Annotated in this window: 20 protein-coding genes and 2 pseudogenes; 8 read left to right on the top strand and 14 right to left on the bottom strand. The window is 57.0% G+C overall.

Annotated features, from left to right (window positions below):
* The 7 genes from HWX74_RS06190 to HWX74_RS06160 form a co-directional block, all read right to left on the bottom strand.
* Window positions 1-771 (bottom strand): M48 family metallopeptidase, encoded by a 771-nt coding sequence (locus tag HWX74_RS06190; protein ID WP_217704869.1) that lies wholly within the window; start codon window positions 769-771, stop codon window positions 1-3.
* Window positions 772-812: 41 nt separating this feature from the next.
* Window positions 813-1,568 (bottom strand): malonyl-ACP O-methyltransferase BioC, encoded by a 756-nt coding sequence (gene bioC, locus HWX74_RS06185; protein ID WP_176012720.1) that lies wholly within the window; start codon window positions 1,566-1,568, stop codon window positions 813-815.
* Complete coding sequence (locus HWX74_RS06180) at window positions 1,555-2,223, bottom strand: pimeloyl-ACP methyl esterase BioG family protein (protein ID WP_176012719.1); 669 nt, start codon at window positions 2,221-2,223, stop codon at window positions 1,555-1,557. Before HWX74_RS06180 ends, bioC begins: the two co-directional genes overlap by 14 nt.
* Before the next feature lie 6 nt (window positions 2,224-2,229).
* On the bottom strand, window positions 2,230-3,399 hold the full coding sequence (locus HWX74_RS06175) for an 8-amino-7-oxononanoate synthase (protein WP_176014545.1): 1,170 nt from the start codon (window positions 3,397-3,399) through the stop codon (window positions 2,230-2,232).
* Window positions 3,399-4,397 (bottom strand): biotin synthase BioB, encoded by a 999-nt coding sequence (gene bioB, locus HWX74_RS06170; RefSeq protein ID WP_217704868.1) that lies wholly within the window; start codon window positions 4,395-4,397, stop codon window positions 3,399-3,401. The genes HWX74_RS06175 and bioB overlap by 1 nt, the downstream gene beginning before the upstream one ends.
* A 517-nt stretch (window positions 4,398-4,914) precedes the next feature.
* Complete coding sequence (locus HWX74_RS06165) at window positions 4,915-5,526, bottom strand: MarC family protein (RefSeq protein WP_176012718.1); 612 nt, start codon at window positions 5,524-5,526, stop codon at window positions 4,915-4,917.
* Window positions 5,527-5,690: 164 nt separating this feature from the next.
* Window positions 5,691-6,518, bottom strand: a complete 828-nt coding sequence (locus HWX74_RS06160; protein ID WP_176012717.1) for a helix-turn-helix transcriptional regulator — start codon at window positions 6,516-6,518, stop codon at window positions 5,691-5,693.
* A 126-nt stretch (window positions 6,519-6,644) separates the two neighbouring features.
* On the opposite strand from HWX74_RS06160, the gene HWX74_RS06155 reads away from it, so the two are divergent.
* Complete coding sequence (locus HWX74_RS06155; RefSeq protein WP_176012716.1) at window positions 6,645-8,303, top strand: glycoside hydrolase family 32 protein; 1,659 nt, start codon at window positions 6,645-6,647, stop codon at window positions 8,301-8,303.
* 40 nt (window positions 8,304-8,343) lie between these two features.
* Here HWX74_RS06155 and HWX74_RS06150 read toward each other — a convergent pair whose 3' ends face one another.
* On the bottom strand, window positions 8,344-9,729 hold the full coding sequence (locus HWX74_RS06150; protein ID WP_176012715.1) for an alpha-glucosidase/alpha-galactosidase: 1,386 nt from the start codon (window positions 9,727-9,729) through the stop codon (window positions 8,344-8,346).
* A gap of 93 nt (window positions 9,730-9,822) precedes the next feature.
* On the opposite strand from HWX74_RS06150, the gene HWX74_RS06145 reads away from it, so the two are divergent.
* The 3 genes and pseudogenes from HWX74_RS06145 to HWX74_RS06135 all read left to right on the top strand — a co-directional run bounded on the left by HWX74_RS06145 (window position 9,823) and on the right by HWX74_RS06135 (window position 13,149).
* Window positions 9,823-9,966 (top strand): hypothetical protein, encoded by a 144-nt coding sequence (locus HWX74_RS06145; RefSeq protein ID WP_176012714.1) that lies wholly within the window; start codon window positions 9,823-9,825, stop codon window positions 9,964-9,966.
* 198 nt (window positions 9,967-10,164) lie between these two features.
* Window positions 10,165-12,336: pseudogene (locus HWX74_RS06140) on the top strand (ribonucleoside triphosphate reductase).
* Between the two features lie 99 nt (window positions 12,337-12,435).
* On the top strand, window positions 12,436-13,149 hold the full coding sequence (locus HWX74_RS06135) for an anaerobic ribonucleoside-triphosphate reductase activating protein (RefSeq protein ID WP_176012713.1): 714 nt from the start codon (window positions 12,436-12,438) through the stop codon (window positions 13,147-13,149).
* 166 nt (window positions 13,150-13,315) lie between these two features.
* Here the strand turns inward: HWX74_RS06135 and HWX74_RS06130 are convergent, their stop codons facing one another.
* The 6 genes from HWX74_RS06130 to HWX74_RS06105 form a co-directional block, all read right to left on the bottom strand.
* Entirely contained in the window at window positions 13,316-14,941 is a 1,626-nt protein-coding gene (locus HWX74_RS06130; protein WP_176012712.1) for a glycoside hydrolase family 16 protein, read from the bottom strand.
* Window positions 14,942-15,068: 127 nt separating this feature from the next.
* The gene (locus HWX74_RS06125) at window positions 15,069-17,249 is read right to left on the bottom strand and encodes a tyrosine-protein phosphatase (RefSeq protein ID WP_176012711.1); all 2,181 of its coding nucleotides are present in this window, start codon (window positions 17,247-17,249) and stop codon (window positions 15,069-15,071) included.
* A 290-nt stretch (window positions 17,250-17,539) separates the two neighbouring features.
* Window positions 17,540-19,132 carry an endonuclease/exonuclease/phosphatase family protein gene (locus tag HWX74_RS06120; RefSeq protein ID WP_176012710.1) on the bottom strand — a complete coding sequence of 531 codons (1,593 nt, stop codon included), beginning with the start codon at window positions 19,130-19,132 and terminating at the stop codon, window positions 17,540-17,542.
* A gap of 86 nt (window positions 19,133-19,218) precedes the next feature.
* A complete protein-coding gene (locus HWX74_RS06115; RefSeq protein ID WP_176012709.1) occupies window positions 19,219-19,869 on the bottom strand; it encodes a prepilin-type N-terminal cleavage/methylation domain-containing protein in 651 nt (216 codons plus the stop codon).
* Between the two features lie 16 nt (window positions 19,870-19,885).
* Window positions 19,886-21,082: a substrate-binding domain-containing protein gene (locus HWX74_RS06110; RefSeq protein WP_176012708.1), complete on the bottom strand. Its 1,197-nt coding sequence runs from the start codon at window positions 21,080-21,082 to the stop codon at window positions 19,886-19,888.
* Between the two features lie 105 nt (window positions 21,083-21,187).
* The gene (locus HWX74_RS06105) at window positions 21,188-22,297 is read right to left on the bottom strand and encodes a glycoside hydrolase family 18 protein (protein WP_176012707.1); all 1,110 of its coding nucleotides are present in this window, start codon (window positions 22,295-22,297) and stop codon (window positions 21,188-21,190) included.
* A 300-nt stretch (window positions 22,298-22,597) separates the two neighbouring features.
* On the opposite strand from HWX74_RS06105, the pseudogene HWX74_RS06100 reads away from it, so the two are divergent.
* The 4 genes and pseudogenes from HWX74_RS06100 to HWX74_RS06085 all read left to right on the top strand — a co-directional run bounded on the left by HWX74_RS06100 (window position 22,598) and on the right by HWX74_RS06085 (window position 26,682).
* Window positions 22,598-23,406, top strand: a pseudogene (locus tag HWX74_RS06100) (IS5 family transposase).
* A 169-nt stretch (window positions 23,407-23,575) separates the two neighbouring features.
* Window positions 23,576-24,616, top strand: coding sequence for an IS630 family transposase (locus HWX74_RS06095; protein ID WP_176012706.1), 1,041 nt, complete (start codon window positions 23,576-23,578; stop codon window positions 24,614-24,616).
* 143 nt (window positions 24,617-24,759) lie between these two features.
* The gene (locus HWX74_RS06090; protein ID WP_176012705.1) at window positions 24,760-25,809 is read left to right on the top strand and encodes a LacI family DNA-binding transcriptional regulator; all 1,050 of its coding nucleotides are present in this window, start codon (window positions 24,760-24,762) and stop codon (window positions 25,807-25,809) included.
* A gap of 186 nt (window positions 25,810-25,995) precedes the next feature.
* Complete coding sequence (locus HWX74_RS06085; RefSeq protein WP_176012704.1) at window positions 25,996-26,682, top strand: type II secretion system protein; 687 nt, start codon at window positions 25,996-25,998, stop codon at window positions 26,680-26,682.
* The last annotated feature ends 9 nt before the right edge of the window (window positions 26,683-26,691 follow it).

Raw genomic sequence — 26,691 nt, 5'->3', positions numbered from 1 at the left:
TCAGTCGGTCTTGCCGTATTTCTTCTTCAATTCCGGCAGTGCTTCGGCAATTTCCGCCGCCCGGGCGGCGCCGCGCGGATGGGTCGACGCATACTGTGTCAGCCGGTCGTAACCGCGGTCGGGGTCGAAGCGTTCCCAGAACGGGATGGCGCAATCGACATCGAAGCCGCTTTTCAACATTAAAATCAAACCGATATGATCCGCTTCATATTCCTGCTCCCGGCTGTAACGCAGCGTGAAACCGTATTGCGAAATCACCGAATAGGCCAGATTGGCTCCCTGGTTGGATTCAAACGCCACATCGGTCAGCAGACTGCCCAGCGCGATCATCGTTTGCTGACTCATCCGTTCCGCCGAATGCCTGGCCAGCGCGTGCGCCACTTCGTGACTGACGACGACCGCCAGATCGTCGACGCTGTTGACGAATGGAAACAGGCCGCTGTAGACGGCGATTTTGCCGCCCGGCAACGCAAACGCGTTGGCCGTCGCGTCGTCATCGACGACCACGTATTCCCACTGGTAATTCGGCCGGTCGGCGACGGCAATCAAACGGGTCGCCACCTCTTTGAGCATGGCATTCTGCTTTTCATCCTTGCTGACCGAACACTCCTTCAGCACCTCCTGCCAGGCTTCGTCGCCCAGTTGAAGTTCCTCGGACTCGCTCAAGGTGATGAATTGGGTCCGGTCGGTATAGGGGGTCGTCGCGCAGCCGGCGGCCAGCCACAGCAGCAGTCCGCCCGCCATCCCAAGAACCGTCTTGAAAACTCGCATGAACATATCTCTCCTTGCCTGTTCGGAAACCTTTGTTCCAACTAGTTCTTACGCACAATAAACCGGATCGGCTGATATGTCAAACCGACGCCGCCGGCAAACGGAAATTTCTGCCGATATTCGGCATAGAAAGCCGCCAGCCGGCCCCGCGTCCAATATTCCGGCCGGCCGGCCCCGCTGACGCCGGTCGCCTTCAGATGCCGCAGAACCGCCGCCGGTTCGGAAAAACCCAATGTCCGCACTGCCTCATCCCTCTCCAGCACTTCGAACTGCGCCGCCAGCAGCGCCGTCAATTCGTCCAGTGAACGATAGGGCAGCGCCACCTGGCATAACTGGCCGATTTCCCGGCAGGTCGCCGGACCGAAGGTCGTAAAAGCCAGCACCCCGCCGTGCTGCAGCGCCGCCCGGAGCCGGACCAGCAGCCGGGGCAAATCGCCGACCCATTGCAGCGCCGCATTGGAAAGGATCAAATCGAGCGATTCCGGCAAAATCAACGTCTCGATATCGCCCGGCAGAAAAACGGCGCCGGCAATATTGGCGGCCGCGGCGGCACAGTCCGGCACCAGGTCGTTCAGCCACAGCCGTCCGCATTGCAGCCGTTCGGCAATCAACCGGCTGAGACCGCCGCTGCCGCAGCCGATTTCCAGAACCCGCGGCCATGCCGGCCGGCCGGTCGTCCGAAGCAGTTGGGTCAGCAGCCGCTCCGCCATCTGGTGCTGCAAATGCGCATTGGCGTCATAACTGGTCAAATGACGGCCGAACCGCCGGCAGACCAGTTTTTTGTCAATTTCCGTCAAAATGAAAAATCTCCCGGTAATTATCGAAAACAGCGAACGGATAGTGCGGCAAATCCGCTTCGATCTGCCGCACCGCCGGTTCCCGGTCCCAGGCGCAATGCTGTGCCCGGGGCGGAAAAATCCGGTCGCGCCGACCGATCAGCACCGTGTCGAAACAATTGGCAGGGGAACGGCTGCCCGCCGCCTGCGCCGCTAAAGATTCCAATTCCAGCCGTTGACTTTCCAACGTCCGCCGTAGCGGATGGGCCGAAAAAAAACGATTCGTCATTTGATCGTCATTCATCCGTCGAAAAAATTTATGACGGACCGTTTCCGACCAATTTTCCAGTGTCGCTTGAAATACCGCTTCGGTGATGCCGAAACGGTCGTCGACCGGTGTCAGCGTCCCATTGACCGCCAGGGCCCGTTCAAAGGAGCGGCCAGCGCAACAACAACCGGCCGCAAAGACGCCGAACGACCAGGCCAGCAGCGAAATACGACGGTACTTCGCGGCCAGATCCGGCCAGGCCAGCTCGCCCGGTTCCGTATAATCGAAACAATACAACACATCCTGATTGCCGGCCGCCAAATGACCGAAGACGGTCTCGTCCATGCCCCAGCCGGCAAAGATGATCAGCAGCTCGGTTGAATTTGCGGTTTGCAGTATCGTTCGCATGTCAGTTCAAACCAGATCCGCCATCCGGGCGATCACGTCGTCATCCAGCGTCGCGCTGAAGGAAAATCGCAACCGCGCCGTTCCGGGCGGCACCGTCGGCGGCCGGATTGCGAAGACCAGAATGCCGGCCTGCTGAAACCGTTCCGCCAGCGCCACCGCCGCCGGATTGCTGCCGGCAACCAGCGGGACGATCTGGGAATTGCCGCCGGTGGCAAGCCGGCGCGCCTCCAGCACCTCGCTCCATTGTTGCGCCAACTGCCGCACCCGGTCGCGGCGGCCAGCCAGTTCCGGCAGGTGCCGAACGACAAAGTCGGTCCATGCCACCACCACCGGCGGCAGGCCGGTCGTGAAGATCAGCGGACGCATTTTATTGACCAGATATTCCCGGGCTGCCGGTTCGGTCACGACATAGGCGCCGGCCGAACCGAACGCCTTGCCGAGCGTACCGACCAGAAAATCGACTTCGCCGAGCACGCCCTGCGCTTCAGCCAAGCCGGCGCCGGCCGGACCGAACACGCCGACCGCATGCGCTTCATCCAGCACCAGCACCGCCCGGTAACGTTCCCGCAGTTCCGCCAGATGGCGCAAATCGGCCAGATCGCCGTCCATGCTGAACACCGATTCGCTGACGATGAAAATTTCCCGGACTTCCGGATTGCGGCGCGCTTCGCTCAGCAGTTGTTCCAGATGGCGATAATCCAGATGGCGGTACCGCCGGTAATCCGCCTGGCAGAGCTGCAGGCCGTCGATCAGGCTGGCGTGATTGAGTTTGTCGGCCAGAATCAAATCGCCTTTGCGGCTGATGGCCGGCAAAATGCCGAGATTGGCGTGGTAGCCGCTGTTCAATATCAATACCGCCCGATTGTTGTAAAGCGCTCCGAGCGAGCGTTCCAGCCGGCCGTAAAACGGATGGTTGCCGGTCAGCAGCCGGGACGAAGCCGCCGACAAACCGAGCTGCGCCGTATCCTGCCGGCATTCGGCATAAAAACGGTTCCGCCAGTCCCGGTCGGCGGCCAGCCCCAGATAATCGTTGCCGGCCAGATTGACGTAGCGGCGGCCCTGCCAGCAGACTTCGGTTGATCCGGCTTCGGCAATTTCCCGCAAAACACGGTACTGTCCGGCTTGCCGCAAAACGTCGAGCTCTTCGGCAATCCGCTGATAGAAGGACGCCGGCATCATCGCTCCGGCGTGCTGAAATCGGCCAGTTCGGCGATGAACTTTTGATCCTCTTCGACACTGCGGCCGCGCGTCGTCAGATAACCGCCGGTCATCAGGCTGTTCAAGCCGCTCAGCATCAAAAGTCCCTGGAAATCCTTCATCCTGGTTTCGCGCCCGGCAGCGAATTTCAACTGCTTCGACGGATTGATCAGGCGGAACAGTGCAAAGGTTTTCGCCACATCGGCCGGCGAAATCGGTTCAAGATGCTCCAGCGGCGTTCCCGGAATCGGCAGCAGCACGTTCAACGGCGCGCCTTCGACCTCCAGATCGCGGATGGCGATCGCCATTTCAACCCGGTCCGCCCAGGTTTCGCCCAACCCGATAATGCCGCCGCAGCAGATTTCGACGCCGTACTGCTGCAGATGGCGAATCGTCCGGATTTTGTCCTCGACCGTATGGGTGTCGGCAATCAGCTCGGCGTAGCGCTGCGGGTTGGTCTGCAAATTCATATTGTAACGCCAGACATGATGCTCCGCCAGCATTCTGGCGGTCTTTCCGCTGAGGATGCCGATCGAAACGCACAGTTTGAGTTCCGGCAATTCGGCATGCACGGCATCCAGCGTATCCAGGATATCCAGGAATTCCGGCGTCGGTTCCAGATAACCGTAGCCGCTGGTTACATAACCGAATGTGCGGATGCCGCTTTGATAAACCTGCCGCGCCGCCGCCAATACCTCCCCGGCGGAGAGCAGCGGATAGGTCTCGATCTGGGTCCGATGGTGGGCGGATTGCGCGCAGAACCGGCAATTCTGCGAACAGGTCCCGGACTTGGCATTCAGAATCGAACAGCTCAACATCGGCACGGCATAGCTGTCCTTCACCTTGTTGGCCAACGAAATCAAATCCAGAATATCGTTGCCGTGTATGCCGTCGGCGAGCGCCAGAGCGTCATCGCGCGACAACTCCGCCCCGTCCAGCACCTGATAGGCGTTTTCAATCAAAGGGTTTATTTTCATATACCACCATTGCTCCATATCAACCGGCCGGGACATGCCCGGCGGCAATTTTCCAAAATTTACGGCAAGGTATTAATATAACGCATTTTCCGGCAAATAAAAATAGGCTTCGCCATTTTCCGGCCGATTTGGGGTTTTCCGGCGTTTCCGGAAGGACCGTCAAAAAAGCCCGCCAGGCTCATGACCTGAAGGCCGTTGGTTCGATTCCAACTCCCGCTGCCATTTTTTTCAGCTCAGAAACAGAAATGAGCGATTGAAGAGATGGTGATATTGCAAGTTTGCGCCAAATTTGTACCAATCCAGTGAGAAGTAACAACGACAGATCTCCCTGTCAACTCACAACCAGCCTTAGAGCTCAACAAGCGAGGGGAAATTGCTATGCCGGCTGGACGAAGCATTGGAACCGGCCTGTCGGAAACCGGCCAGACGTATCTCAAAATCCAGCTTTGCTTTTTTTGAAAAAAAGCTTAATCTTCACGACATTTTCCGGCAATTCGAAAGTTTCGCAACCCTCAGGCTAAGCCTGCAGAAAAGCGATTTTGATGCCTTTGATCAGCATTTCCACCGCCATCGTGGTCAGCAGCAGACCCATCAGGGTTTCCAGCGCCGCCAGCGCCCGCACGCCGAGAATTTTACCGGCCCAGCGGCCGGAAAGCAGAATCAGGGTGCCCAGCAGCCAGGCGGCCAACAGCGCCGTCAGGCTGATCAACAGCATTTCCCAGCCTTTGCCGCCGACCAGGATGCAGGTGGAAATGGCGGCCGGCCCGGCGATGTAGGGAATAGCCAGCGGCACGATGAAGGGTTCTTTGCGCGGCGGCCGGGCGGGCGCACCCGGTACATCCGCTTCGGACTGCGCCGAACCGAATACCAGTTTGATGGCGATCATCAGCAGGATGATGCCGCCGGCCAGTTCAAGCGATGCCTGGGTGATCTTGAGCAGCCGGAGCACCTGGTCGCCGCCGACCATGAAAATCGCCAGCGTAATCAGCGCGAACAGCGATTCCCGGATGACCACCGGCCGGTAACGCTCCGGCGGCAGGCTGTCCAGCGTGGTGATGAACAACGGCAAATTGCCGATCGGATTGGTGACCAGAAACAATAACAGTACGGTTGAAGCAAAAGAATCCATAGTCGTTACCCTCCTCTCTTGGCGATATGAAATAAGATACTCCACGAAATGGGGAAATACAAATTGGCGCCGGATGCAGGCTGTTGTCCCGTTAGCCGGCCGGGCGGGCAATTGCCGGAACTGCTGACGGTTGATGCAAAAAAACTTACAGCTGCCGTCTTTCATTAGATTTCCCGCCTCAGCCGACGGTAATTGCCTGGCGTAACGCCGTCATGCTGTTTGAAAAAACGCTGGAAATATTGCGAATCGGCAAAGCCCAGCTCGCGGGCGATTTCGCCGATTGACAGTTCGCTGTGCAGCACCAGTTCGCGGGCCCGGCGCATCCGGAAGTCGGCCAGATAATGCGACAGCGGCATCTTGAATACCCGGGCGAACCGTTTGGAGAGCGCGTCCGGCGTCAGATGTTCGACTTCGGCCAGCTCCTTGACGGAGACCCGGCCCGGCGGCGTATGACGCAGATATTCGAAGAGCCGGGCGAATTGCCGCGCTTCTTCGCTGCGCCGGGCGAGTTCGTCGAAACGGGGCTCCAGCCAGACGCCCAGCGCCCAGACGATGGCGGCGAGAGCGGCCCAGCGGGCGTCGTCGAAAATGCTGGCGCGAAATTGTTTCAGCAATATCGGGTCGGCCAGGGAAAGGATTTCCCGGACCGTGTCGAAAACCGGCCGTCCGGCGGCATCGCCGATGTGAAGATGGAAATAGATCAATTGGGAAACACCGTAGCGGATATCGAACGAGAGTCCCGGCGGCAGCAGATAAATGATCCCGGGCCGCAGAGTGACATGCCGCCCGGCATCGGGCAATTCGACTTCGGCGCCGCCCCGGTGGAAGACGAAGAGCCGGGCGAACGGCGGCCCGGGATGGGAGTGCTCCATGATTTTCAAGCGGTCGGTGAAGCCGTATTCCAGCAGCCGGCAGTAGACGGCCAGCGGAATGCCGCGATGATGGAAAAAGCAGTCGATCGATTCGCCGGGATTGGCGATGCAACGATTCATGACGGATTTGTCCACAATTTAGGCGCCTTTTTACACTTGTTATAACTGTTTGGATAAATTATTGTAACGGAACGACTGAAAAGAGAATATCACGTATTTGTGCAACTTTCAACCGGGAGATGAGCGATGGAGCGGATTTTGCGGATCGAGGGCGTTTACTATCTGGTGCCGGTGAAAAATGGCGCACCGAAAATAACGGTGCGCTGGCCGGCGTCGGCCAACAGCGCCTCGCCGGGATATTTTACCTTCGAAGCGGGCAGTTGGGATGCGTATGATTTTATCGCCTGCGGCGTGTCGCCGGCGCCGGCGGGAAGTGAGGTGACGGTCGAGTATTCCGGCGACTGTGCCGTCGATTTCCATTTTACCAATGCCTATCCGGCGGCGCCGGATCGTTACGCCGGCGTCGGCCGGCCGCAGTGGCATTTTTCCAGCCGGCGCGGCTGGCTCAACGATCCGAACGGCTTGTTTTTCCTCGAGGGCCGCTGGCATTTGTTTTATCAGCACAATCCCTACGGCATCAACTGGGGCAATATGCACTGGGGTCATGCGGTCAGTGCCGATTTGCTGCATTGGGAAGAGTGGGGGGACGTGCTGGCACCGGATGATTTCGGAACGATGTTTTCCGGTAGCGCGGTGGTGGACGAGGCCAATGTTTCCGGCCTGGGGGACGGGAGTCGGCCGCCGGTATTGCTCTTTTACACCGCGGCCGGTGAAACTTGCTGTCAATGCCTGGCTTACAGCCGGGACGGCGGCCGGACCTTCGCTAAATATCCGGGAAATCCCGTCCTGCCGGCGTTCGAAGACGCCCGGGATCCGAATCTTTTTCAGGACCCGGTTTCCGGTGACTGGATCTTGGCGCTTTATCTGGGCGACCGGAGCCGGAAAACATATCAGTTGTACCGTTCCGGCGATTTGCTGCACTGGCGGGAATCCGGCCGGGAATTGCTGTTGCCGGGCGAACGGGAATGTCCCGGTTGCTTCGCGCTGCCGGTGGCGGGGGAGGCGGGCGCGGTCAAGTTTATTTTCTGGGGCGCCAACGGCCGTTATTGGATCGGCGACTTCGACGGCGTGTCGTTCGTGCCGGAAAGCGGTCCTTTCGCCCTGTTCAACCGCTCCGGAGAAGGCTGTGCCTATGCCGGCCAGAGCTGGTCGCATGCGCCGGACGGCCGCCGGATATTCATCGCCTGGTTGACTTGGGGAGAAGCGCGCGGCGGCGGCTGTTTCAGCCAGAGTATGACCGTGCCGGTGGAATTGACGCTGCAACGCCGGGCGGAAGGGTTGCGGCTGGCGGCGGCGCCGGTGCGGGAATTGGCCCGGCTGCGGGGGCGGGAATGGCGGTTCGAGCGGCTGGAAGTGCGGAATGGCATGCCGCGCGAATTGCTGGAACTGAAAACGGACGACTGCGGCTGGGAAATCGAATTCGAACTGGAAACGGCAACGCCGCTGATCGCTTCCGTTTGCGGTATCGACGTCGCTTTCGAGCCGGAACAGCGGAAACTGCGGATTGCCGCCGATGAACTGGAGTTGCCGGCCGACGCCGGGAAAATGTTCCGGATTCTGACCGACCGCGGCTCCGTTGAGTTGTTTGCCGCCGGAGGTCGAATCTGGTTTGCCAAACATTTGGAACTGTCGTCGGGCCGGCCGCTGGCATTTGCCGATCAGTGCTGCGGCTGCGGCGTGCTGCGGAATCTGCGGCTGCGGGAATTGCGGTCGGTCTGGCAAACGGAATCGGACGGCGTCGGATGTCCGCTTCACAACCGTGAAACGGGCCGCCGGAGGAAATGACCGGCGGCCCGTTCGGAAAGGGAAATGGTTATTCGACCGATTATTTGTAGTCGGGCAGGAAATCCTTTTCCGCGTCGAACAGCCGGTAGGTCATCTCCTTGATTTCCGACGGCGCACAAACTGCCGCAGTCAGCGGATCAAGCAGCAGCGCTTTCATCGCCAGATCCTTGCTGCGCTCGATACAGGCGTTGGCGGCCAGGTCGAACATGCGCAAATTGGAGGCGCAGACCGCCGCGCAATGGTCCGGCAGGTCGTCGAATCGGGTCGGATTGATGCCGTTGCGGTTGACGAAGCAGGGAACTTCCACCACATTGTTCCACGGCAGATTCGGAATCAGGCCGTGATTGATCACCGTGCCGTGAATTTTGAACGGATTGTTGGTTTCCATCGCTTCGATGATGAAGCTGGCGTATTCCCAGGACCGGTCGAGATCGAGTTCCTTCTCGCCGTCGACCCAGGCGCGGCGGCGCTGGTCGCAATCCTGGCGCCAGGTCGGCCAGTTGTCGGCGTAGAAGGAGCTCTCCCCGAGGTAGCCTTTGCCGCAATGTTTGGCGATCAGCTCCGGGCGTTTCCGGTAGTAGGGCAGGTATTCGCTGAAATGGCCGCTGGATTCGGTGACGAAATGGTCGAAGTAGAGCATCATATCCAGCCGGATCGGATCCTGGGCCAGAAATTCGGCATCGGTCCGGGCTTTTTCTTTCAGGAGCGGATAGAGGTCGCGTCCTTTGTGGCTCAATTCGACGAACCAGGCCAGATGATTGATGCCGGCGCAGCGCCACTGCAATTCCGGGTAAGGGATGTCCAGGTAAGTGGCCAGCGTGTGGCTGGAACCCTGGACGCTGTGGCACAGGCCGATGACTTTCGCTTTCGAATAGCGGGCGGCGGCCAGGCAGAGGATGCTCATCGGGTTGGTGTAATTCAAAACCCAGGCATCCGGACAGTATTTCTCGACATCTTTCAGCAGGGCCAGGAAAACCGGCACGGTACGCAACGCCTTGAACAGCCCGCCCGGTCCGATGGTGTCGCCGATGCATTGATGCACGCCGTATTCCGCCGGAATGTCATTGTCGAAACGGACGCAGGAGGTGCCGCTGACTTCGATGCAGTTGATGACGTAGTCGGCGCCGGGCAGCACTTCCAGCCGGTTGGTCGTGGCCGTCAGTTTCCAGCCGGTTTTGCCCATTGCCTTGAGAATTTTGTTGCCGAGTTGTTCGGCCAGCGCCAGCCGCTCGGCATTGATGTCGACGATGCCGACTTCACCGGTTTCGGCGCCGGGGATGTTCATGACGTCGGTCAGCAGCGGCTGAAAGAAACCGCTGCCGGCTCCCATGAAGACGATTTTCAATGGCCGGCTGACACTCGAGGTGATGCCGAGTTGTTCCGCTTTCTTCGTGTGAAAAGCGTGACTTTGGGTTTGCTCACTCATGAAAGATCTCCGATAATATGGTTATTGGTTTAACGGTAGAACTTACTATAGCTGCGAACATTGGAATTAAAATAGGATAAATTTGCTATTAATATGACGGATGTGCTTTTTTCAATTGTTTTTTGGGGGCGCGCTCCGGCGGGTGGTTCGATTCTTTCCGGAAATGATTTCGGAAGAAAAGGCCGGGCCAATAAAAAAATCGCGTTTTTTTTGCCTTTGCCGCTTGCATTGTCCTAAGTATTTGAGTGTGAGTGAAAACCGCGCTTTGGGAAAATTTATACTATATATTGTGGTTTTTTAATTTGACATATTCTATATTGTGTGGTTTATTAAGCGCCGTTGTCTAGATGGAAGATTGCTTGGACGAAAAAAATATTTTAAATAAAATCCATAAAAGTTAAGATTTTGATCTGATTACTCTGGAAGGGGAGGAAAATGGCGGAGCATTTGTTGCAGTTGACGAAAGTTCGTAAACGGGACGGCCGGATTGTCGATTTCGATCCGGAACGCATTACTCTGGCGGCCGGCAAGGCGCTGAAAGCGGCCGGCACCGCCAATGACAAATTGGCGAAGACGATCTGCAAGGATGTTCTGTTTGAATTGGCCGACAAAGGATTCGGTGAAAGCGAAGTGCCGGATATCGCGGTCATTCAGGACCAGGTGGAGGCGGCGTTTATCAAACGCGGCTTGACCAAAGCGGCCAAACTTTACATCCTTTATCGCGCCCAGCACGACAAACTGCGCGATCACAAGCAGTTGATGATGGATGTCCAGGAATTGGTCGCCAGCTACATCGACCGCGAGGATTGGCGGGTCAATGAAAACTCCAATTCGGGCTATTCCTATGCCAGTCTGCTCAACCATGTCAGCGGTACGGTGATCGCCAATTATACGCTGGCCAATATTTATCCGGCCGAGATCGCCGAGGCGCATTCCAGCGGCGATTTTCACCTGCACGATCTTTCCTGCGGCATCGTCGGTTATTGCGCCGGCTGGAGCCTGCGCCAGCTGCTGCAGGAGGGGTTCCGCGGCCGCGGCGGCCGGGCCAGTGCGGCGCCGGCCAAGCATTTCGATACGGCGCTCGGCCAGATCGTCAATTTCCTGTCGACTTTGCAGACCGAATGGGCCGGCGCTCAGGCGTTCAATTCGTTCGATACGCTGCTGGCGCCGTTCGTCCGGCACGACGGGCTGTCCTACAAGGAGATCAAGCAGAACATCCAGCAGTTTGTTTTCGGACTGAATATCGCCAGCCGCTGGGGACAGACGCCGTTCACCAATTTGACCTTCGACTGGGTGGTGCCGGAGGATTTGAAAGATTCGCCGGTGATCATCGGCGGTCAGGTGGTGGACGAGGGCTGTTACGGCGATTATCAGGAAGAAATGAACCTGATCAACCGGGCGTTTCTGGAAGTGATGTCCGAAGGCGACCGCGACGGGCGGATTTTCACCTTCCCGATTCCGACTTACAACGTCACGAAGGATTTCGACTGGGAAAGCGACAACGCCAGGCTGCTTTTCGAAGTGACCGGCAAATACGGTTTGCCGTACTTCCAGAACTTTATCAACAGCGATTTGAATCCCGGCGATGTCCGCAGCATGTGCTGCCGGCTGCAGATGGATGTCCGCGAACTGCGTAAGAAAACCGGCGGCCTGTTCGGCGCCGGCGAGCAGACCGGTTCGATCGGTGTGGTGACGATCAACATGCCGCGGCTCGGTTACCTGGCCCAGGACGAAGCGGACTTCTTCGCCCGGCTGGACCGGCTGATGATCATGGCGATGGAATCGCTGGAAATCAAGCGCAAGGTGGTGCAGCGCTATCTGGACGGCGACCTGCTGCCCTATACGAAAACTTATCTCGGTACCTTGAACAACCATTTCAGCACCATCGGGCTGGTCGGCATGAACGAAGCGTGTCTGAATTTCCTCGGCTGCTCGATCTGCGATGGAGAGGGGCGGGATTTCGCGCAGCGGGTGCTGCAGCATATGAAGAAGAAAATTCAGGATTTCCAGGAGGCCAGCGGCCACATCTACAATCTGGAAGCGACGCCGGCGGAGGGGACCAGTTTCCGGCTGGCCCGGCTGGACCGCAAGAAATTCCCGAATATTATCTGTGCCGGCGACGCGACGCCGTATTATACCAATTCGACGCAGTTGCCGGTCGGTTACACGGCGGATTTGTTCGAGGCGCTCGATTTGCAGGAGCCGCTGCAGGCCGCTTATACCGGCGGTACCGTGTTTCACGCTTTTGTCGGCGAGAAGCTCGACAGCGGCAGGCAGGTGGCCAGCCTGATTCGCCGCATGGCCGAAAATTATCATATTCCGTATTTCACGCTGACGCCGTCATTCAGCATCTGTCCGGTTCATGGCTACATCCCGGGGGAACATGCCGAGTGCCCGTTGGAAGCATAAAGAATTATTCATTCCGTCGAAAACGGCGGGACAACATCCAAATTGAAGGAGTAAAAAATGGCTAAGTGCGGAGAAAAAACTGAAGTGTACAGCAGAGTTTGCGGCTATTTCCGGCCGGTGTCCAACTGGAACAAGGGCAAGAAGGAAGAGTTCAAGGACCGCAAGACCTATGAAGTAGGTTGCGGTTGCGAAAAATAATTTTTTCGCCGATTCTGCTTTTCGCACCGGGCAGCGCAGCTTGGTGCGATTTTTTTTGAACCGTCGGCGTTTTTCCGTCGATATTGCAAGAGAATTCAAATGGATATTCGTGGATTATATAAATTCACTCTCGTCGATTTTCCGGCTCATCTGGGGTGCGTGTTGTTTGTCGGCGGCTGCAATTTCCGCTGTCCGTTCTGCCACAATCCCTGCCTGGTTTTTGATCCGGCCAGTCAACCGCGCATCACCGAGACGGCCGTCTTCAATTTTCTGAACCGGCGGGTCGGCAAGCTCGACGGAGTGGTCATCAGCGGCGGGGAACCGACTTTGCAGCCGGGTTTGGGCGCTTTCGCCGTCAAGGGCAAGCAACTGGGATTCGATATCAAAATCGATACCAACGGCAGCCTTCCGGCGGTGATCGAGCAGTTGCACCAGGAGGGCGGGCTCGATGCGCTCGGGGTTGATTTCAAAGCGCCGTCCGGCCGTTATGCCGCCTTGACCGGCAGCGCGCTGCCGGATTGTGCCGAACGAGTCAAGCAAGTGATCCGTTTTGCTTTGGAGCAGGGCATTCAACTGGATGTCCGTACTACCGTCCACCGGGACTTGCTGTCGCCGGAAGACTTGAACGCGATGCGGCGGGAATTGGATGCGCTCGGAGTCGCCGACTGGACGTTGCAGCAATTCAATCCGGTCGAGGTGATCGATGAGACGTTGCCGCAACGGCCGACCTACAGTGATTCCGAACTGGTGCATTTGGCCAGAGCGCTTGGGCGGACGCAGGTGCGTGGTTTGAATGGTTTGATTTTGAAATAATTACGATTCCGCTGTTTTTACATCCTGAAACAAAAGTTGACGTTCCGGGTCGCCCCCGGAACGTCAACTTTTGTTTGGATCCACTTGTCGCTGAAATCTTGTTATACCGCTGGCAGCAGTCGTCAATCGCCCGGTGGCTCCGGAGCGCCCAGCGGAATCTGCGGTTTCATGGTTGAGCCGCAACCGGCTCGTAGACCCGGACATAATCGATTTTGTAATCGGCCGGGAAAATACTGTCGTCGATTCCCTGGGCACCGCCCCAACTGCCGCCGACCGCCGTATTGAGAATCAGATATTGCGGCAGATTGAACGGCCACGGGGTGCCGTTGGTCAGTTGAAGTGCCTGCTCACTGGAATACTCGAAATATTGCTGGTCATCAACGAAGAGACGGAGGCCGTCCCGGTCCCATTCCACCGCATAAACATGATAAGTCAAATCCGGCCGCTCGACGAAAATACTGTCGCCGCGCGAGGTCAGCGGGTAGGGATTCGGCGAACCGGCAATGTGGACGGTACCGTAAATTCGTTCCGGTTCATAGCCGACATATTCCATGATGTCGATTTCTCCGCAGGCCGGATAGCCGGCCGTGTCGATGTTTTCTCCGAGCAGCCAGATGGCCGGCCAGATTCCGCGCCCGCCGGGCAGCATCGCCCGGACTTCGATCCGGCCGGCCGACCAACTGGCCAGCCGGTGGGTGGTGATGCTGCCGGAGGTGTATTCGATGGTTGCCGGCCAGCCCTCTCCCCGGAGCGGCTGACCTTCCGGCAGCGGCAGGGATTCCTTGTGTGACTGGATCAGCAGATAGCCGTTTTCCTGCCGCACGTTCTTTTCGCGCGCTTCGGTATAGAATTGCCGTTCACCGTTGCGGACGAAACCCACTTCGTAATTCCATTTGGACGGATCCGGCAAACCGCTGCCGTCAAATTCATCCTGCCAGACCAGTTGCATCTCCCGTCCCCGGCTGTCCTGCCGGTGTCTGGGCGCCGGGGTATGGTCGACCGTCACCAGTTCCGGCGGACACAACGCGGCGTAATAAGCCGTTTCGTTCGCTTTCAGCCAGTCGCCGGTATCGTTCAGCAGCGTGCGAAACGCGGCCCGCCCGGTTTCGCCGGCCGTGAACAGCAGCTCCCGGCTTCCCTTGAGCTCTTGCAGCTTGTTCGCCGCCGTTTTCCGCAAATCCGGGGCGACGGCGGTGGCGGCGATCTGTTCCAGCAGTGTCATTTGACCGGCCAGTTGTTCCCCGAGATCCTTGCCCTGCAGGAAAACCTGATACAATTCATAACGGATCGGTTCGGGAACCTGGGAGTGGAAGAGATGAATTTCCCGGATGTCATGCTTGTCGATGGCGATTTCATCCAGATTGACCACCACCACCTGACGTTCCGCCGTCTGGGCGTCGCCGGGTTGGATTTTGGCATAACCCGCCTCGCCGGCGCTGTTGTACAAAGCGATTTCCATGGAAAAATTATCGCCCTGTTCCGGCGCGATGTCCAGCAGCAGCGTCGGGAAATGGCTGAAATCCCGCTGCGGCAGTCGGGCGGTCGACAGGATGATGCCGGGCCAGCGTTCTTCCGGCGTCAGGGCCGGAATCGACACCAGCAGCCCGTTGTCCGGTGCGGCCGCGACCGTCACCGAGGGTTTGACTTTCAAATTGGCTGGCGCCGCTTCCCGGGTGAAATCGGCGACGACCAGCCGATCGCTGTTCGCCGCGGAATCTTCCGCCGGCGGAAGCGCGCTGCAGCCGGCCGCCGCCAGCAGCATACCGCATGCCATAATCCGGAATCGGTTCATCTTCTCGCTCCTTCGCAAAAGTGTTTTCCTGTCTCGGCGTTTACTATAAAATAATTCGGACCGGATTGCAACCGCCCGACCGCCGTTTCAACCCGTTGGAACGGATTTTACGCCGGAATGGAATGAATCAGTCGGCTCGTCCGATCACCGGCTGCAATGCGCTCCGGTTGTGGAAACTGCCGCCGGTCCGGAAGAGATTGGCAAGTTTTCCGGCCGGATAATCGGAACACCCCAGGTTCAACTCCAGCGGCGCGGTGAAATTGAACTGCGCCAGCGGCAGCGCCAGCTCCAGCGTCCAGCCCCGCTCGTCCTGTTGCGTTCCGACGGTATAGGCTTCGAGCGACCAGGAGGAATCCCGGTTGCGCCCGTCGTAGAGTTCGCCGTCCGGGTTGAAGATCATCTGGTAATAGTCCGTTTCGTTTTGCGCCGAGAGGAACAGTTCCATGCTGTCATCGGTATAAACCGCCGAATCCCGGCCGCGCTGCCGCGAAATGATCTCGGTATCCGGAAAACGGGCCGCGAGGTAAAGCACGTTGAAATCCGGATCGGCGGCGAATTGGACCGTGGGCGGATTTTCCAGTTTTTCTCCGTTCACTCCCTGCAGGGGAAGCGTCTGCGCCCGTTGCCAGATTTCGTCATCCAGCACGCCGTCGATGTCAGGCGCTTCCTTCGACGTCATCACTGCGAGCGCCGGAAAATTCACCATCTTCACCGGCGGTTCCATCGCCGGGAGGGCGTTCCCGGCCGGTCGGCCGGGCGTCACCTGAATCAGCAGGCGTTCCTGCGGCGACAACATCATGCGGAAGGAATTCAATTCTTCCGCGCTCCACAGTGTTCTGCCGCCGTCATGGCTGTAAAGAATCGGACTTTGCGGCTGCGCCGGCAGCGGCATTTTCATGACCGAATATTCCGCGGCGGCCAACTGCTCCGGATCGGCCGCGAACGTGAAGCAAAGCGGAGCGTCTCCGGAATTGAAGAGGTGAAGACGGAAGCCGCCGTTGCCGTCGCCGGCGATCGCCTGCAACGCGTTTCCTTGCCATACAGGCAGCGCCAGCTCGTAATCTTTGCCGCAAACCCGCACCGTCTCGCGCCGGAGCGCCGCCGGTTCGACGGAGAGGCCGCCGGGCGCCGCCGGATATTCCGCCATCAATGCCTTGAGTTGCATGATCCCGGCCAGGACCGGTCCCGGCGGCACCCCTTCTCCCAGCATGATGGAGCGGAAAGCCATGATTTCCTCGGGTTCGATGCCGGCCTGCAGCAGATAGCGTTCGGCCTTGACGGCCAGAGATTCCTCGGCGGTACCGTAGGCGTCCATGCCTTCAGCCAGCGTGTCGAAGCCGCTGTAATCGCGGATGGTGAAGAAGCTGGTAAAGACGTAATCCTGCATCATCTCCTGGCGGGAAACCCCCAGAATCGCCTCCAGCAGAAAGGCCAGCGACCCGGTTCGGTCGGCTCCGGCGATGCAGTGGAAATTCACCGGGTAATTTTCGGGATCGCAGAATATCCGGAAGAGTGCGGCATAATTGTCCCGCCCGGCGGAAGAGTAAAGGCCGGCATAGCTGGTCGAAGAGATATTGATGTATTGGACCGCGTCGCCCAGCGGCGAAGCGGTCATGCCGGCGGTTTCGCCCGAACTGCGCAGATCGATTTCGGTTTTGAGGCCGAGCTCTTCGAGCATGATGCGCCGTCCTTCCTCGGTGAAGCGGGCCGGGCCGGGAATTTTGCCGTCACTTGAATTGTTGTTCAACCCGGAGCTGCGGTAGATCTTGTTCTGGGCGATGCGGCGGCCTTCCAGACCGAGGCGGCCGCCCAGGTCGCGAAAGTTGTCGACATCGGGCACGTTCATGACCCGGGGAGTCAGTTCTTCCACGCTGAAGCTCCATACCGGGGTTTCGATTACGCTGCCGTCATCGTAGCAGGCAGCGGCTTTCCAGTAATAGGTCCTGCCCGCTTCGAGGTTGTAGAGGCGGTATGAACTGTGGGGCGGCGCGGCCTGCCGGGCGTCGCTGAATTCGGCGGCGGTCGCCCAGGGCAGGCGGGAGCGGATCCGGGGCCGGGCGCCGCTGAAATGCCAGCTCAATTCAACACCTTCCGGAAAGGACCGGACCCGGTGGTCGAAATCATAACGCAGCGCGTTATCGGCCAGGACTTCGCGCCCGGCCGCCTCGGTCAGCAGGAGAAAGAGCTTCTGCGCCGCTTTGAATTGGGAAACCACCGCGCCGTCGTAGGGTCGGTTCGGCACAATGGAGTCGGCGACCGCCGACCATACGGAGCACACGATCACCAGGCAAGCCAGAATCCGATTCATCCTCTTACAACCTTTCTTCTTCAAAACATTCCGATATATATGCTTACCATACCATGAACCGGTCGTGGTGTCAAACCGGCTCCAGTTGGAATTGCCGCTTTTGCCGGATGTTTCTGGTGTACCTGTCTGGTTTTGCCGGCGTTTCGGGGACGCGCCGTTGCCGAATCCCTTTCCCGAAAACGGCACGATGGGAATGGCCGAAGGAGTAATAAAGGGAAGGAAATACGGTTCCCGGCGGCAGCTTCAAGGTGACGAATTTTTCGCCGCCGTCCGGGAACCGCAAATGTCGGTCAGTCGAGCCAGGCGAAATCGGTCAGCAACGCGGCGTGGTCCGATGGAAACATCACCGGATGGTAGTCGACGACCCGGGAATGCAGCGGCCGCAGCGCTTTGCCTTTGAAATAAATGTAGTCGATCCGGTCGGACAGGCTCCAGCGGTCGACGTTGTAATCGCCGGAAACGAACCACGGCGACCAGGTCATACCCGGCGAGACGTGGACGTTCGGGTTGAGCAGCCGGTAGGAGTCGGTCAGGCCGGCTTCCTGCATGGTCCTGCTGACCGGCCAGGCGATGACGTGGCCCTGGTGCTGGGCGGCGGCGGCGGCCGTCCAATCCAGGTGCGAACCGTTGTTGAAATCGCCCAGCATGACGACCGGGATCTGGTCGGCCTGGTTGAGAAATGGTTCGATGCCGGCCAGAATCCGCTTGATTTCGGCGTGGCGGGTTTCTTCTTCGTCCTGCGTCATTTCGGCATCGGTCTTTTCGCCTTTGGAAATGCTGCTCCAATAGTCGGGCAGGTAATTCAGCCAGATATCGAAGACGGCAATCTGTTGCCGCTCATTGAGCCGGATGACCGCGCCGCCGGAAAACGACGGATCGAACACTTTGACGATCTGTTCGATCGGATAGCGGCTGTGGATCGACAGGTTGTTGCTGATCAGATAAAATTGAAATCCCAGTGCGTCGGCGATCTCCTCGCCGCGGCCGTAGGTTTCGATCAGCGCGACGACATCCGGATCGGCGTTCAAAATGACATCGAGTGTCCGTTCGATGCCGACTTTACGGCCGAAATTCCTGCCGGCGCTCCAGATATTCCATTCGAAAATGCGCAGCCGCCCGGTCCGGTTCTCCGGTACGCTGACCGCCCGGTCCGGAAAGAATTCATTGAACTGCCGGCGCACCGTTTCATCGTCCAGCGTTCCCCGGCTTAGGCGCACTTCGTCGAGCATGCCGTTGAAGGCGTATTCCTGGCCGTAATAGTCCTGGTCGGCCGAACCGCCGACCACCGTTTGATTGCCGGAACTCAAATCGCCCAGACCGGGCGTATTGTAAATCGCCCGGCAGACGCCGTCGCGATAAAAGCGGACACAGCCGTTCCGGCGGTCGACGCAGAAGGCCAGTTGATGAAATTTGCCGTCGTTGATGGCCTGACGGGCGGTCGGCATATAGGTATAGCTATTTTTGCCATCGGAAAGCCGGACTGCCCAGGCGCCATTTTCCTGGGCGTACAGCAGCCAGCCGGCCGATTCGCCGTCGTCATAACGGCAGTTGCCGGCGATCGCGGTACCCTGCGGCGCGCCGGGCAGCGTTTTAACGTAGAAAACTACGCTGAAACTGTCGCCGTAATCCGGCGTTGCCGTCAATTGCAGCGGGATGCGGGCCGGCGCCCGGCTCGACAAATCCAACGCCCGTCCGGCGCCGATGCCGGCGCAGAACGAATTGGTCTGTAAGGCTACCCGTTCGTGGGAAGATCCGTCCAGTTTCGGAGGGTCGAAGCGTGAAATCACGCCGTCATCAAAGTTCAGATGAATGTCCGTCGCGCCCGTCGCGCCGCTCCAACCGCCGATCATCAGCACGATTGCCGCCAGTTTTCGAAAAATCATAATTTGCTCCGGATGTTCAGAGGTTTGCACAAGGTACACCCCCGCCGGCGCGATACCCTCCGCCGGCGGTTGCGGAATTCCCGCAGTTACCAGTTTTTGCCGACCACGCCGTTTCGGTAATAGTATTGGATGCCCAGCTCGTTGGCTTCGTCGGCATTGAAACCGGCGGCATGGCCGTCGCCGAAAAGAGCGTTGCACTTCTGGTTGTGCCGCAAATCGAAGAGGCGCGAGCCTTCAATCCAGCCATAGATGTGATACATTTGCGTTTGGGTGGCCGGATCGTCCAGCGAGTCGGCCAGCACGATCATTTTGCTCAAGCCTTCCTTGGTATAGGGAATGCCGCCGGCGCCGGTGAAACTGTCGGTCAGTTTGATCACGTAGTTGTAATCGTAGGCCCACATGCCGTAGCTGTAGCGGAACCAGTGGTCGCCGGCGTCGTAGTCGGACGGCGTGCCAGTTGGACAGAGGATGGCCGGAGATTCGTAGCCGGAATTCTTCATCGTTTCCCCCCAGGTGCAATTCGTGTTGTCGTCGTAGGTCGGCGGCAGGCTGTTGGCGCTCTCGTCCGCATACATGATCAGCGTCAGGCCGTTCTGTTTGAGATTGGAAAGGCATTTGGTGGCCATCGCGCTGGCTTTGGCCCGGCCGAGTGCCGGCAGCAGCATGCTGGCGAGAATGGCAATGATCGCAATTACGACGAGCAATTCAATCAATGTAAACTGTTCCCGGTGTTTCATTTCGAGTGTCCTTTCACTAATTTTGGTTGGAAAACGATTGATTCGGAGGAACCATTCCTGTTTTATTGCCGGTTGGGAAACCGATCCTCTGCCGGGGGCCTTTGCCAAGGGTGGTGCGGCGGGGGACCAGCTCCACCGGCGTGATGACGTTTTCGATCAATCGGTGCTGGCGGCGGATCTGTTCGGCGACGATCCGCACCGATTCCCGGGCGATGTCCTCGCACAGTACCTTGACGGTGGTCAGTTCGATGCCCCACTGGCCGGCCAGTTCGATATCGTCGAAGCCGCACAGGCCGCACTGCTCCGGGACGGCGATGCCTTTCTCGCGCAGTCCCCGCAGCAGGCCGATGGCGAAGGAGTCGCCCAGCGAAAACAGCGCCGTATCCGGTTCCAGCAGCGCCGCCACCCGTTCCGCCGCCTGGAGGCCGTCCTGGAAGAAGCCGTTGAAGACATCCTGGCCGTCGCCCATCACCAGCCACTCTTCATGGAAAGCCAGCCGGTGGTCCTTCAACGCCTGGAGATACCCGGAAAAACGCAGTTGAATGTCCTGGCGGTAAAAAATATTGCCGGTCGCGCCGAACAATATCCGGCGATAGCCGCGCTCAATCAAGTGGGAGGTCGCCAGATAACCGCCCAGATGATAATTGGGGATCACCGTGTTGACCGGCAGCGGAAACCGCCCGCTGTGGCAGATGACCACCACCGGAAAATTTCCACCGATCAATGCCGCCAGTTCGCTGGAAATTTCGTCGTCGGCGTTCATCGCCGGCGCCAGAATGATGCCGGATACTTTGCCGCGCAGCTTGCGCAGGGCGATATTTTCGGCCTCCCGTTCGCCCTTGGTGTTGATCAGCAGCGTGTGGAAACCGGCCTGGGCGGCTTCTTCCTGGATCGCCTTGACCACTTTGCTGTAGAAGGCATTGTCGCTGTGGTAGACCGCCACGGCGATGGTGCTGCTATCCGCCGCCGCCGGATCGGCGACATAGGTGCCGGAACCGTGCAGTTGGTAGACGACGCCTTCCTGAACCAGCGAAGCGATTGCCTTGCCGACCGTGATCCGCGACACCCCGAACATTTTGCACAGCATCCGTTCCGACGGCAGTTTGTCGCCGGTTTGCAAATTGGCGCCGATGTAGGAACGCAGATATTGCGCCACCTGGGTGACCAGCGGGCTGTTGTTGTCTAAAACTATTTTCGGCGCCGATTCCATCATTCTCTATTCTTTCGCCAGTTCCGTATCCGTATTTGTGGCATTCCGGTTGATTTGAAGTGGCATTGCCAGTATTTGATTAAAGTATAGTATATTTTCGATAAAAAGTCAATCGCCGGCGGTAATTTTTTTCGATTTTACCGCCTGGGCGGCGCTGAAATCGTTTGCCGACTGCATCATCGCCCCGGTCAGCGGCTGGCTGCCGTCCGGCAGCACATCCCGGTTGACCGCCCAGCAGAAGACCCCGCCGTATCCCTGGTTGAGATAATACTGCGTCTTGTCGTAAATGCTTTGCGGCGAATCGTAAATGACCAGCTTTTTTTGATCCGGCGCCCAGGCCCAGACTCCGCCGGAGTTTACTTCGTAGCTCCGTTTATATCCTTCGCTGAGCTTCAGCGCGTCGGCATAAGTCACCTGCCGCCAATGCTGGGGATCGACCGGGACGAAAGGCTGGTCCGCCTCGAAATAGTTGCCGTAAAACGGCAGTCCGACGATGATTTTCGAGCGGGGATAGCCGACCTTTTTTTCCAGAAATTCCAATTGCTCGACGAAATTGACCTGGCCGGGATCGGCTGGATTGGCGTGCATCGGCGCATGATAGGTCGAGGAGTTCCAGCCGGAATCGTAGCACATCACGTTGATGTAATCCAGGCAGTCCCGCATCACCGCGAAGTCGTTATGTTGCCAGGCCCAGTCGCCCGGCGGCAAAGCGGTGGTCAAATACATCTTCCGGCCGTTCCGCTTGCCCAGTTTGTCCAGTTCGCTGCGAAGCGACCGGATCAATGCTGTCCAGCGCGCGCCCTGCTCCGGTTCGCGCGGGTGCTCCCAGTCGACGTCGATGCCGTCGTAATCGTACTTTTGAACGTGTTTGATCACTTTATCGACATAAGCGGCGCATTTTTCCGGTGTGGCGGTCACTTCGACGAACGGCGTGACACCACCGAGCGAAACCAGTACCGGCAGATTGCGCTGATGGCCGTGCCTGACCAGCTCCGGGTTCGGCAGATGCTCCTGATCCAGCAACAGTTCGCCGGCGGCACCGGCCTGCAGAAACGCATTGTAAAGGATGTTGTAATCCGGATGAACCCGGTCGCACGGATAACTGTCGTAATCGCCGCCGACTTCATAATAGCCGCCGATCACCGGCGGGGGAAGCTCCGCGGCATTCACCCAGCCCAAAGTCAGCGCGGCAAGCAATCCTGTCCACCTTATTTTCATCGCAGTTCCTTTCGTTGTGTTCTTTTGGAAAGTGGTAATACCAGTGGCTAAATGAAGTATAGTATATTTTGAAGAAAAAGTCAATCCCCCCTGCGCTTTTTTTTAGATTAAATTCGGGGGGTCAATTGAAAAAGTAAACGCACCGCAGAAAATAGACAGGTTGCATTTAGTTTGTCGCAAAGAAGGAGGTCGCATTCAGTTTGACAAATAGAATAAGTTGCGTTTGGAATTTATCCCTAAATAACAGTTGAAAACATGAAAAATATTGCTATGTTATCATCAAACACTAGGAAGGTGAATATGGCAATGAATTCGTGGGAAGTCTCTGATGCTTTTTGGTCGAAGGTCGAACCTTTGATTCCCCGTGCAAGGCGTGATAGCAATCGAGAATATCAGCGTCGTCGCGGAGCGGGACGCAAACCGTTGGAAGCGCGTCGAGTGTTTGAGGGTATCGTGTATGTTTTGCGAACGGGAATACAATGGAAGGCGCTTCCCCGAGAATATGGGAGTTCAAGCAGCATACATCGTTATTTTCAGCGCTGGTCGAAAGCCGGATTGTTTCAAAAATTGTGGAAGAAAGGTTTGGCGGAATACGATGAGTTGGAAGGGATTTCCTGGCGTTGGCAAAGTATCGACGGAGCAATGAACAAAGCCCCATTGGCCTGGGAAGCAGTAGGTCCCAATCCCACTGACAGGGGAAAAAAATGGGACCAAACGTCACGTTCTCGTAGACGAGCGTGGCATCCCGTTGTCAATAGTCGTAACCGGAGCAAATCGGAATGATGTTACGCAAGTGAATGCCGTTTTGAGCGCAAAAATGAGAAAGCCGCGAGGAAGGACAAAGCAGAATCTTTGTGCGGATGCCGGTTATACCGGCTCTGGAGAAGTTATGAAGGCGTACCGATATATTCCGCACATCAGACCGCGGGGAGAAAATTGCAGTCAGGCAAGGTTACAAAGCTCGACGTTGGATTGTGGAAGTGGCCCATTCATGATTCAATCGCTTCAGAAAACTTCTGGTGCGTTTTGAAAAAACACATGCCGCATATGAAGCATTGCTTCAACTGGCAACATGCGTGATTATTTATAGAAAACTTGCAGTTATTTAGGGATAAGTTCTAAACGCAACTTATTCTATTTGTCAAACTGAATGCGACCTCCTTCTTTGCGACAAACTAAATGCAACCTGTCTATTTTCTGCGGTGCGTTTACTTTTTCAATTATAGATTCGGCAATTAACATACGTGCAATATTTGCTTGATGGTGTATATTATCATCATGGAAACTCAAGATGCCCGAAAACTCGATAAGGTCGCTCTTGAAGAGCGGCGCAAGCAGGCCGTGAGATTGTATCAAAGCGGCAAATGTAATAATTGTACAGAAATCGGAAAAATCGTCGGAGCGCACCGCAACACGGTGGGCAAGTGGATAAGCAAGTGGAAAAAAAGCGGCTTGTCTGCTTTGAAAGTAAAGAAATGCGGTCGTCCAGTCGGCTTTGGACGCCGTCTGCTTCCGCATGAAGAGAGTAAGATACGGAAAGATTTGGTCGATCATTGTCCGGATCAGTTAAAATTGCCATTTGCGCTCTGGACTCGTCAGGCGGTACGGTTGCACATCAAGATTTCGTTTGGAATCGAAATACCAGTCCGAACCATGGGGGAGTACTTGAAACGCTGGGGATTTACGCCGCAAAAACCAGTTAAGAAAGCTTATCAGCGCAATGAGGCGCACGTTCAAAAATGGCTGATTGAGGAGTATCCCCGAATCAAAAAGCTGGCAAAATCAGAAGATGCGGATATCTTTTGGGGGGATGAAACAGGAATTCGCAATGACGAGGCCAAGGGCCGCAGTTATGCGCCGAAAGGCAACCCCCCGGTGCAAGCAGTCAATCCGGTACGCGAAAAAGTTAATATGATCAGCGCGATTACCAACCAGGGGAAAACTCATTTCATGTTTTACAGCGAAACGATGACAGCTCAACTCCTGATCCAATTCATGGAACGTCTGATTCGTCAAAATGAGCGGAAAGTGTATTTGATTCTGGATAACCTGCGGGTTCACCACAGCAAAACGTTGACTGGTTTTCTGCAGGAAAACGCGGCTTTCATCAGGCTATTTTACTTGCCGAGCTACAGTCCCGACCTGAACCCGGATGAATATCTCAACCGCGACTTGAAATCAAATCTGAGCAACAAGCCCTTGGGGCGCGCCAAAGGAAAAATAACCGAACATGCCAAGCTACATATGGAAATGATAGCTGAACAACCGGAACGAATCAAGAAATTATTCCATTCCAAGACTGTTTTATATGCAAGTTAGTTAGTTGCCGGCACAATAACCCTCATACCCTTTTCGATTAATTTTTCGTTAAAGGGATTGACTTTTCTGGAAAATTTTGCTATAATATTAGAAAGTAGACTCGGGTTATCAAATTTTAAACAGCGTTTTAAAAGTAAATCAACATGCAGCAGCGTACCACTTTGATCGACATCGCCAAAGCTGCCGGCGTCTGTAAAGCGACGGTGGTCAAGGTCCTTTCCGGCGGCGATACCAACATTCGGGTACGGCCGGAGACTGCCAGGCGGATTCGCGAAGCGGCCGAGCGGTTGCATTACCGGCCCAATTTGAACGCCCGCGCCCTGACCGGGCGGAAAACCCAGGTGATCGGTGTTTTTATCGACAGCATGGCGGCCGCGTCCGGCTGGCAGACACTGGCCGGCATCGAACAATTCGCCGCCGGCCGGCAATACCGGGTCATGGTCGCAGTCGCCCACGACAACGTCGAAGAACTGGCCGAGAGTTATCAGGTATTCAAGCAATACAGTGTCGATGGCGTCATCACGATGGCGCACGACTATCCCGGCGAAAGTGAACGGATCCGGAAATATTTCGGTAACGAGGAAGATAAAATCGTTTTTGTCGACCGTCCGGTTGTGCCGAACGCCGTCAGCGTCAGTTATGCCGACTGCGCGGTGACCATCGCGCTCGACCATTTCAACGCCGGCGGCCGGACCCGCTCCGGCATCATCACCGAAGATTCCCCTTATCCATCCTCCCGGACCCGCCTCCAGCAGTTCCGGCGCAGGATCGTCGATCCGCGACGCATCTATCTGATGCCGCCGGTGGATAAACTGTCCGACGCCGAAACTCATCGGCACCTGCAACAGGCAGTCGAAATTCTGATCAAGCGGGAACAACTGGACAGCGTGATCGTCGCCAGCAATCTTTGGGCGATGGATCTGTTGCCGCTTCTGAACGATGCCGGTGTTTCGGTGCCCGGTCAGTTGGCCGTCGTCGGCTGGGGCAAAGAGCGCTTCTGCCGTTTTACCCGTCCGGCGTTGAGTACGATCGAACTTGATCATACCCGGGCCGGACACGATGCCGCCAGATTGCTGCTTGACTGGATTCAAACCGGTGAGCGTCCCGCTTCGGTCGAGATCATGCCGCAACTGGTCGAACGGGGGTCCGCGTGTTTCGCCCGGTTGCCGGTGAGTGCAGCAGAAACCGACTGATCGTCTGGTATTTGCAATAATTGAATTTTTAACGATTTTTAAAGATATCATTTTCCATCATTGCAATGAAAAACAACAAAACTGACATCCTGGCGGCGTTGCTGCAGAAAGGAGGCTGTACGATCCGCTCACAATTGCATACCCGTCCCGAACGACAAATCATGGTAATTACAGGAGACCGGCAATATGTCGAAAACCAGCTTCACACTTATTGAATTACTCGTCGTTATAGCGATCATTTCCATACTTGCTTCCATGTTGCTGCCGGCATTGGCCAAGGCCAAAGCCAAGGCGCTGCAGATCAAATGCATCGGCAATCTCAAACAGCAGGGACTGGCCAGTGCGTTGTACAGCGGCGACAACGACGAATATCTGCCGATGACGTTGGATCCGAATGGCCGCAAAATCTTTTACGGCACCCCGTGGCATGAATCAATGTACGAATACGTCGGCGGAACCTTGACCGAACTCAAGGCGGGCGATAAGTACAGTGAAATTTTCAGTTGTCCGGCCGATTCCTGCGAATTTGCCACCAACGAAACCAACACCGGTATAATCATCACGACGACCAATTATCTCTATAACGTCTATATGGGACGGCTGGAGTGGGGCGGTTACAACAATCCGGTGCGTTCCGGGATGGCTTGCCTGACTTCAAACACGGTTCAGATTGCCGACGGTTGCGCCGCCGCGACGAAGACCTGGGGGCCTTATTTCGCCGTACTCTCCCGGACGGATGCCCAACGATATCTGCATGTGCGCCACGGCAAAAAACTGAATCAGCTTCATGTGGACGGCCGCGCCGAAGCCGGGCATTATGACGAGTGGTCCGAAGACGATTATTGCCAGGTCTACTGGCTGCCGGTTCATTAAATCTTTCAT

This window comes from Victivallis sp. Marseille-Q1083 (genome assembly GCF_903645315.1).
GTDB lineage: Bacteria > Verrucomicrobiota > Lentisphaeria > Victivallales > Victivallaceae > UMGS1518.
Note: the sequence above shows the minus strand (reverse complement) of the source record. Positions and strands in the feature narration are given on the sequence as shown.

Bases quoted from the DNA above. Each gene is read 5' to 3' on its own strand.
- HWX74_RS06190 (WP_217704869.1), bottom strand. From the start codon at position 771: ATGCGAGTTTTCAAGACGGTTCTTGGGATGGCGGGCGGACTGCTGCTG.
- HWX74_RS06180 (WP_176012719.1), bottom strand. From the start codon at position 2,223: ATGCGAACGATACTGCAAACCGCAAATTCAACCGAGCTGCTGATCATC.
- HWX74_RS06175 (WP_176014545.1), bottom strand. From the start codon at position 3,399: ATGCCGGCGTCCTTCTATCAGCGGATTGCCGAAGAGCTCGACGTTTTG.
- bioB (WP_217704868.1), bottom strand. From the start codon at position 4,397: ATGAAAATAAACCCTTTGATTGAAAACGCCTATCAGGTGCTGGACGGG.
- HWX74_RS06165 (WP_176012718.1), bottom strand. From the start codon at position 5,526: ATGGATTCTTTTGCTTCAACCGTACTGTTATTGTTTCTGGTCACCAAT.
- HWX74_RS06160 (WP_176012717.1), bottom strand. From the start codon at position 6,518: ATGAATCGTTGCATCGCCAATCCCGGCGAATCGATCGACTGCTTTTTC.
- HWX74_RS06155 (WP_176012716.1), top strand. From the start codon at position 6,645: ATGGAGCGGATTTTGCGGATCGAGGGCGTTTACTATCTGGTGCCGGTG.
- HWX74_RS06150 (WP_176012715.1), bottom strand. From the start codon at position 9,729: ATGAGTGAGCAAACCCAAAGTCACGCTTTTCACACGAAGAAAGCGGAA.
- HWX74_RS06145 (WP_176012714.1), top strand. From the start codon at position 9,823: ATGACGGATGTGCTTTTTTCAATTGTTTTTTGGGGGCGCGCTCCGGCG.
- HWX74_RS06135 (WP_176012713.1), top strand. From the start codon at position 12,436: ATGGATATTCGTGGATTATATAAATTCACTCTCGTCGATTTTCCGGCT.
- HWX74_RS06130 (WP_176012712.1), bottom strand. From the start codon at position 14,941: ATGAACCGATTCCGGATTATGGCATGCGGTATGCTGCTGGCGGCGGCC.
- HWX74_RS06125 (WP_176012711.1), bottom strand. From the start codon at position 17,249: ATGAATCGGATTCTGGCTTGCCTGGTGATCGTGTGCTCCGTATGGTCG.
- HWX74_RS06120 (WP_176012710.1), bottom strand. From the start codon at position 19,132: ATGATTTTTCGAAAACTGGCGGCAATCGTGCTGATGATCGGCGGTTGG.
- HWX74_RS06115 (WP_176012709.1), bottom strand. From the start codon at position 19,869: ATGAAACACCGGGAACAGTTTACATTGATTGAATTGCTCGTCGTAATT.
- HWX74_RS06110 (WP_176012708.1), bottom strand. From the start codon at position 21,082: ATGATGGAATCGGCGCCGAAAATAGTTTTAGACAACAACAGCCCGCTG.
- HWX74_RS06105 (WP_176012707.1), bottom strand. From the start codon at position 22,297: ATGAAAATAAGGTGGACAGGATTGCTTGCCGCGCTGACTTTGGGCTGG.
- HWX74_RS06095 (WP_176012706.1), top strand. From the start codon at position 23,576: ATGGAAACTCAAGATGCCCGAAAACTCGATAAGGTCGCTCTTGAAGAG.
- HWX74_RS06090 (WP_176012705.1), top strand. From the start codon at position 24,760: ATGCAGCAGCGTACCACTTTGATCGACATCGCCAAAGCTGCCGGCGTC.
- HWX74_RS06085 (WP_176012704.1), top strand. From the start codon at position 25,996: ATGTCGAAAACCAGCTTCACACTTATTGAATTACTCGTCGTTATAGCG.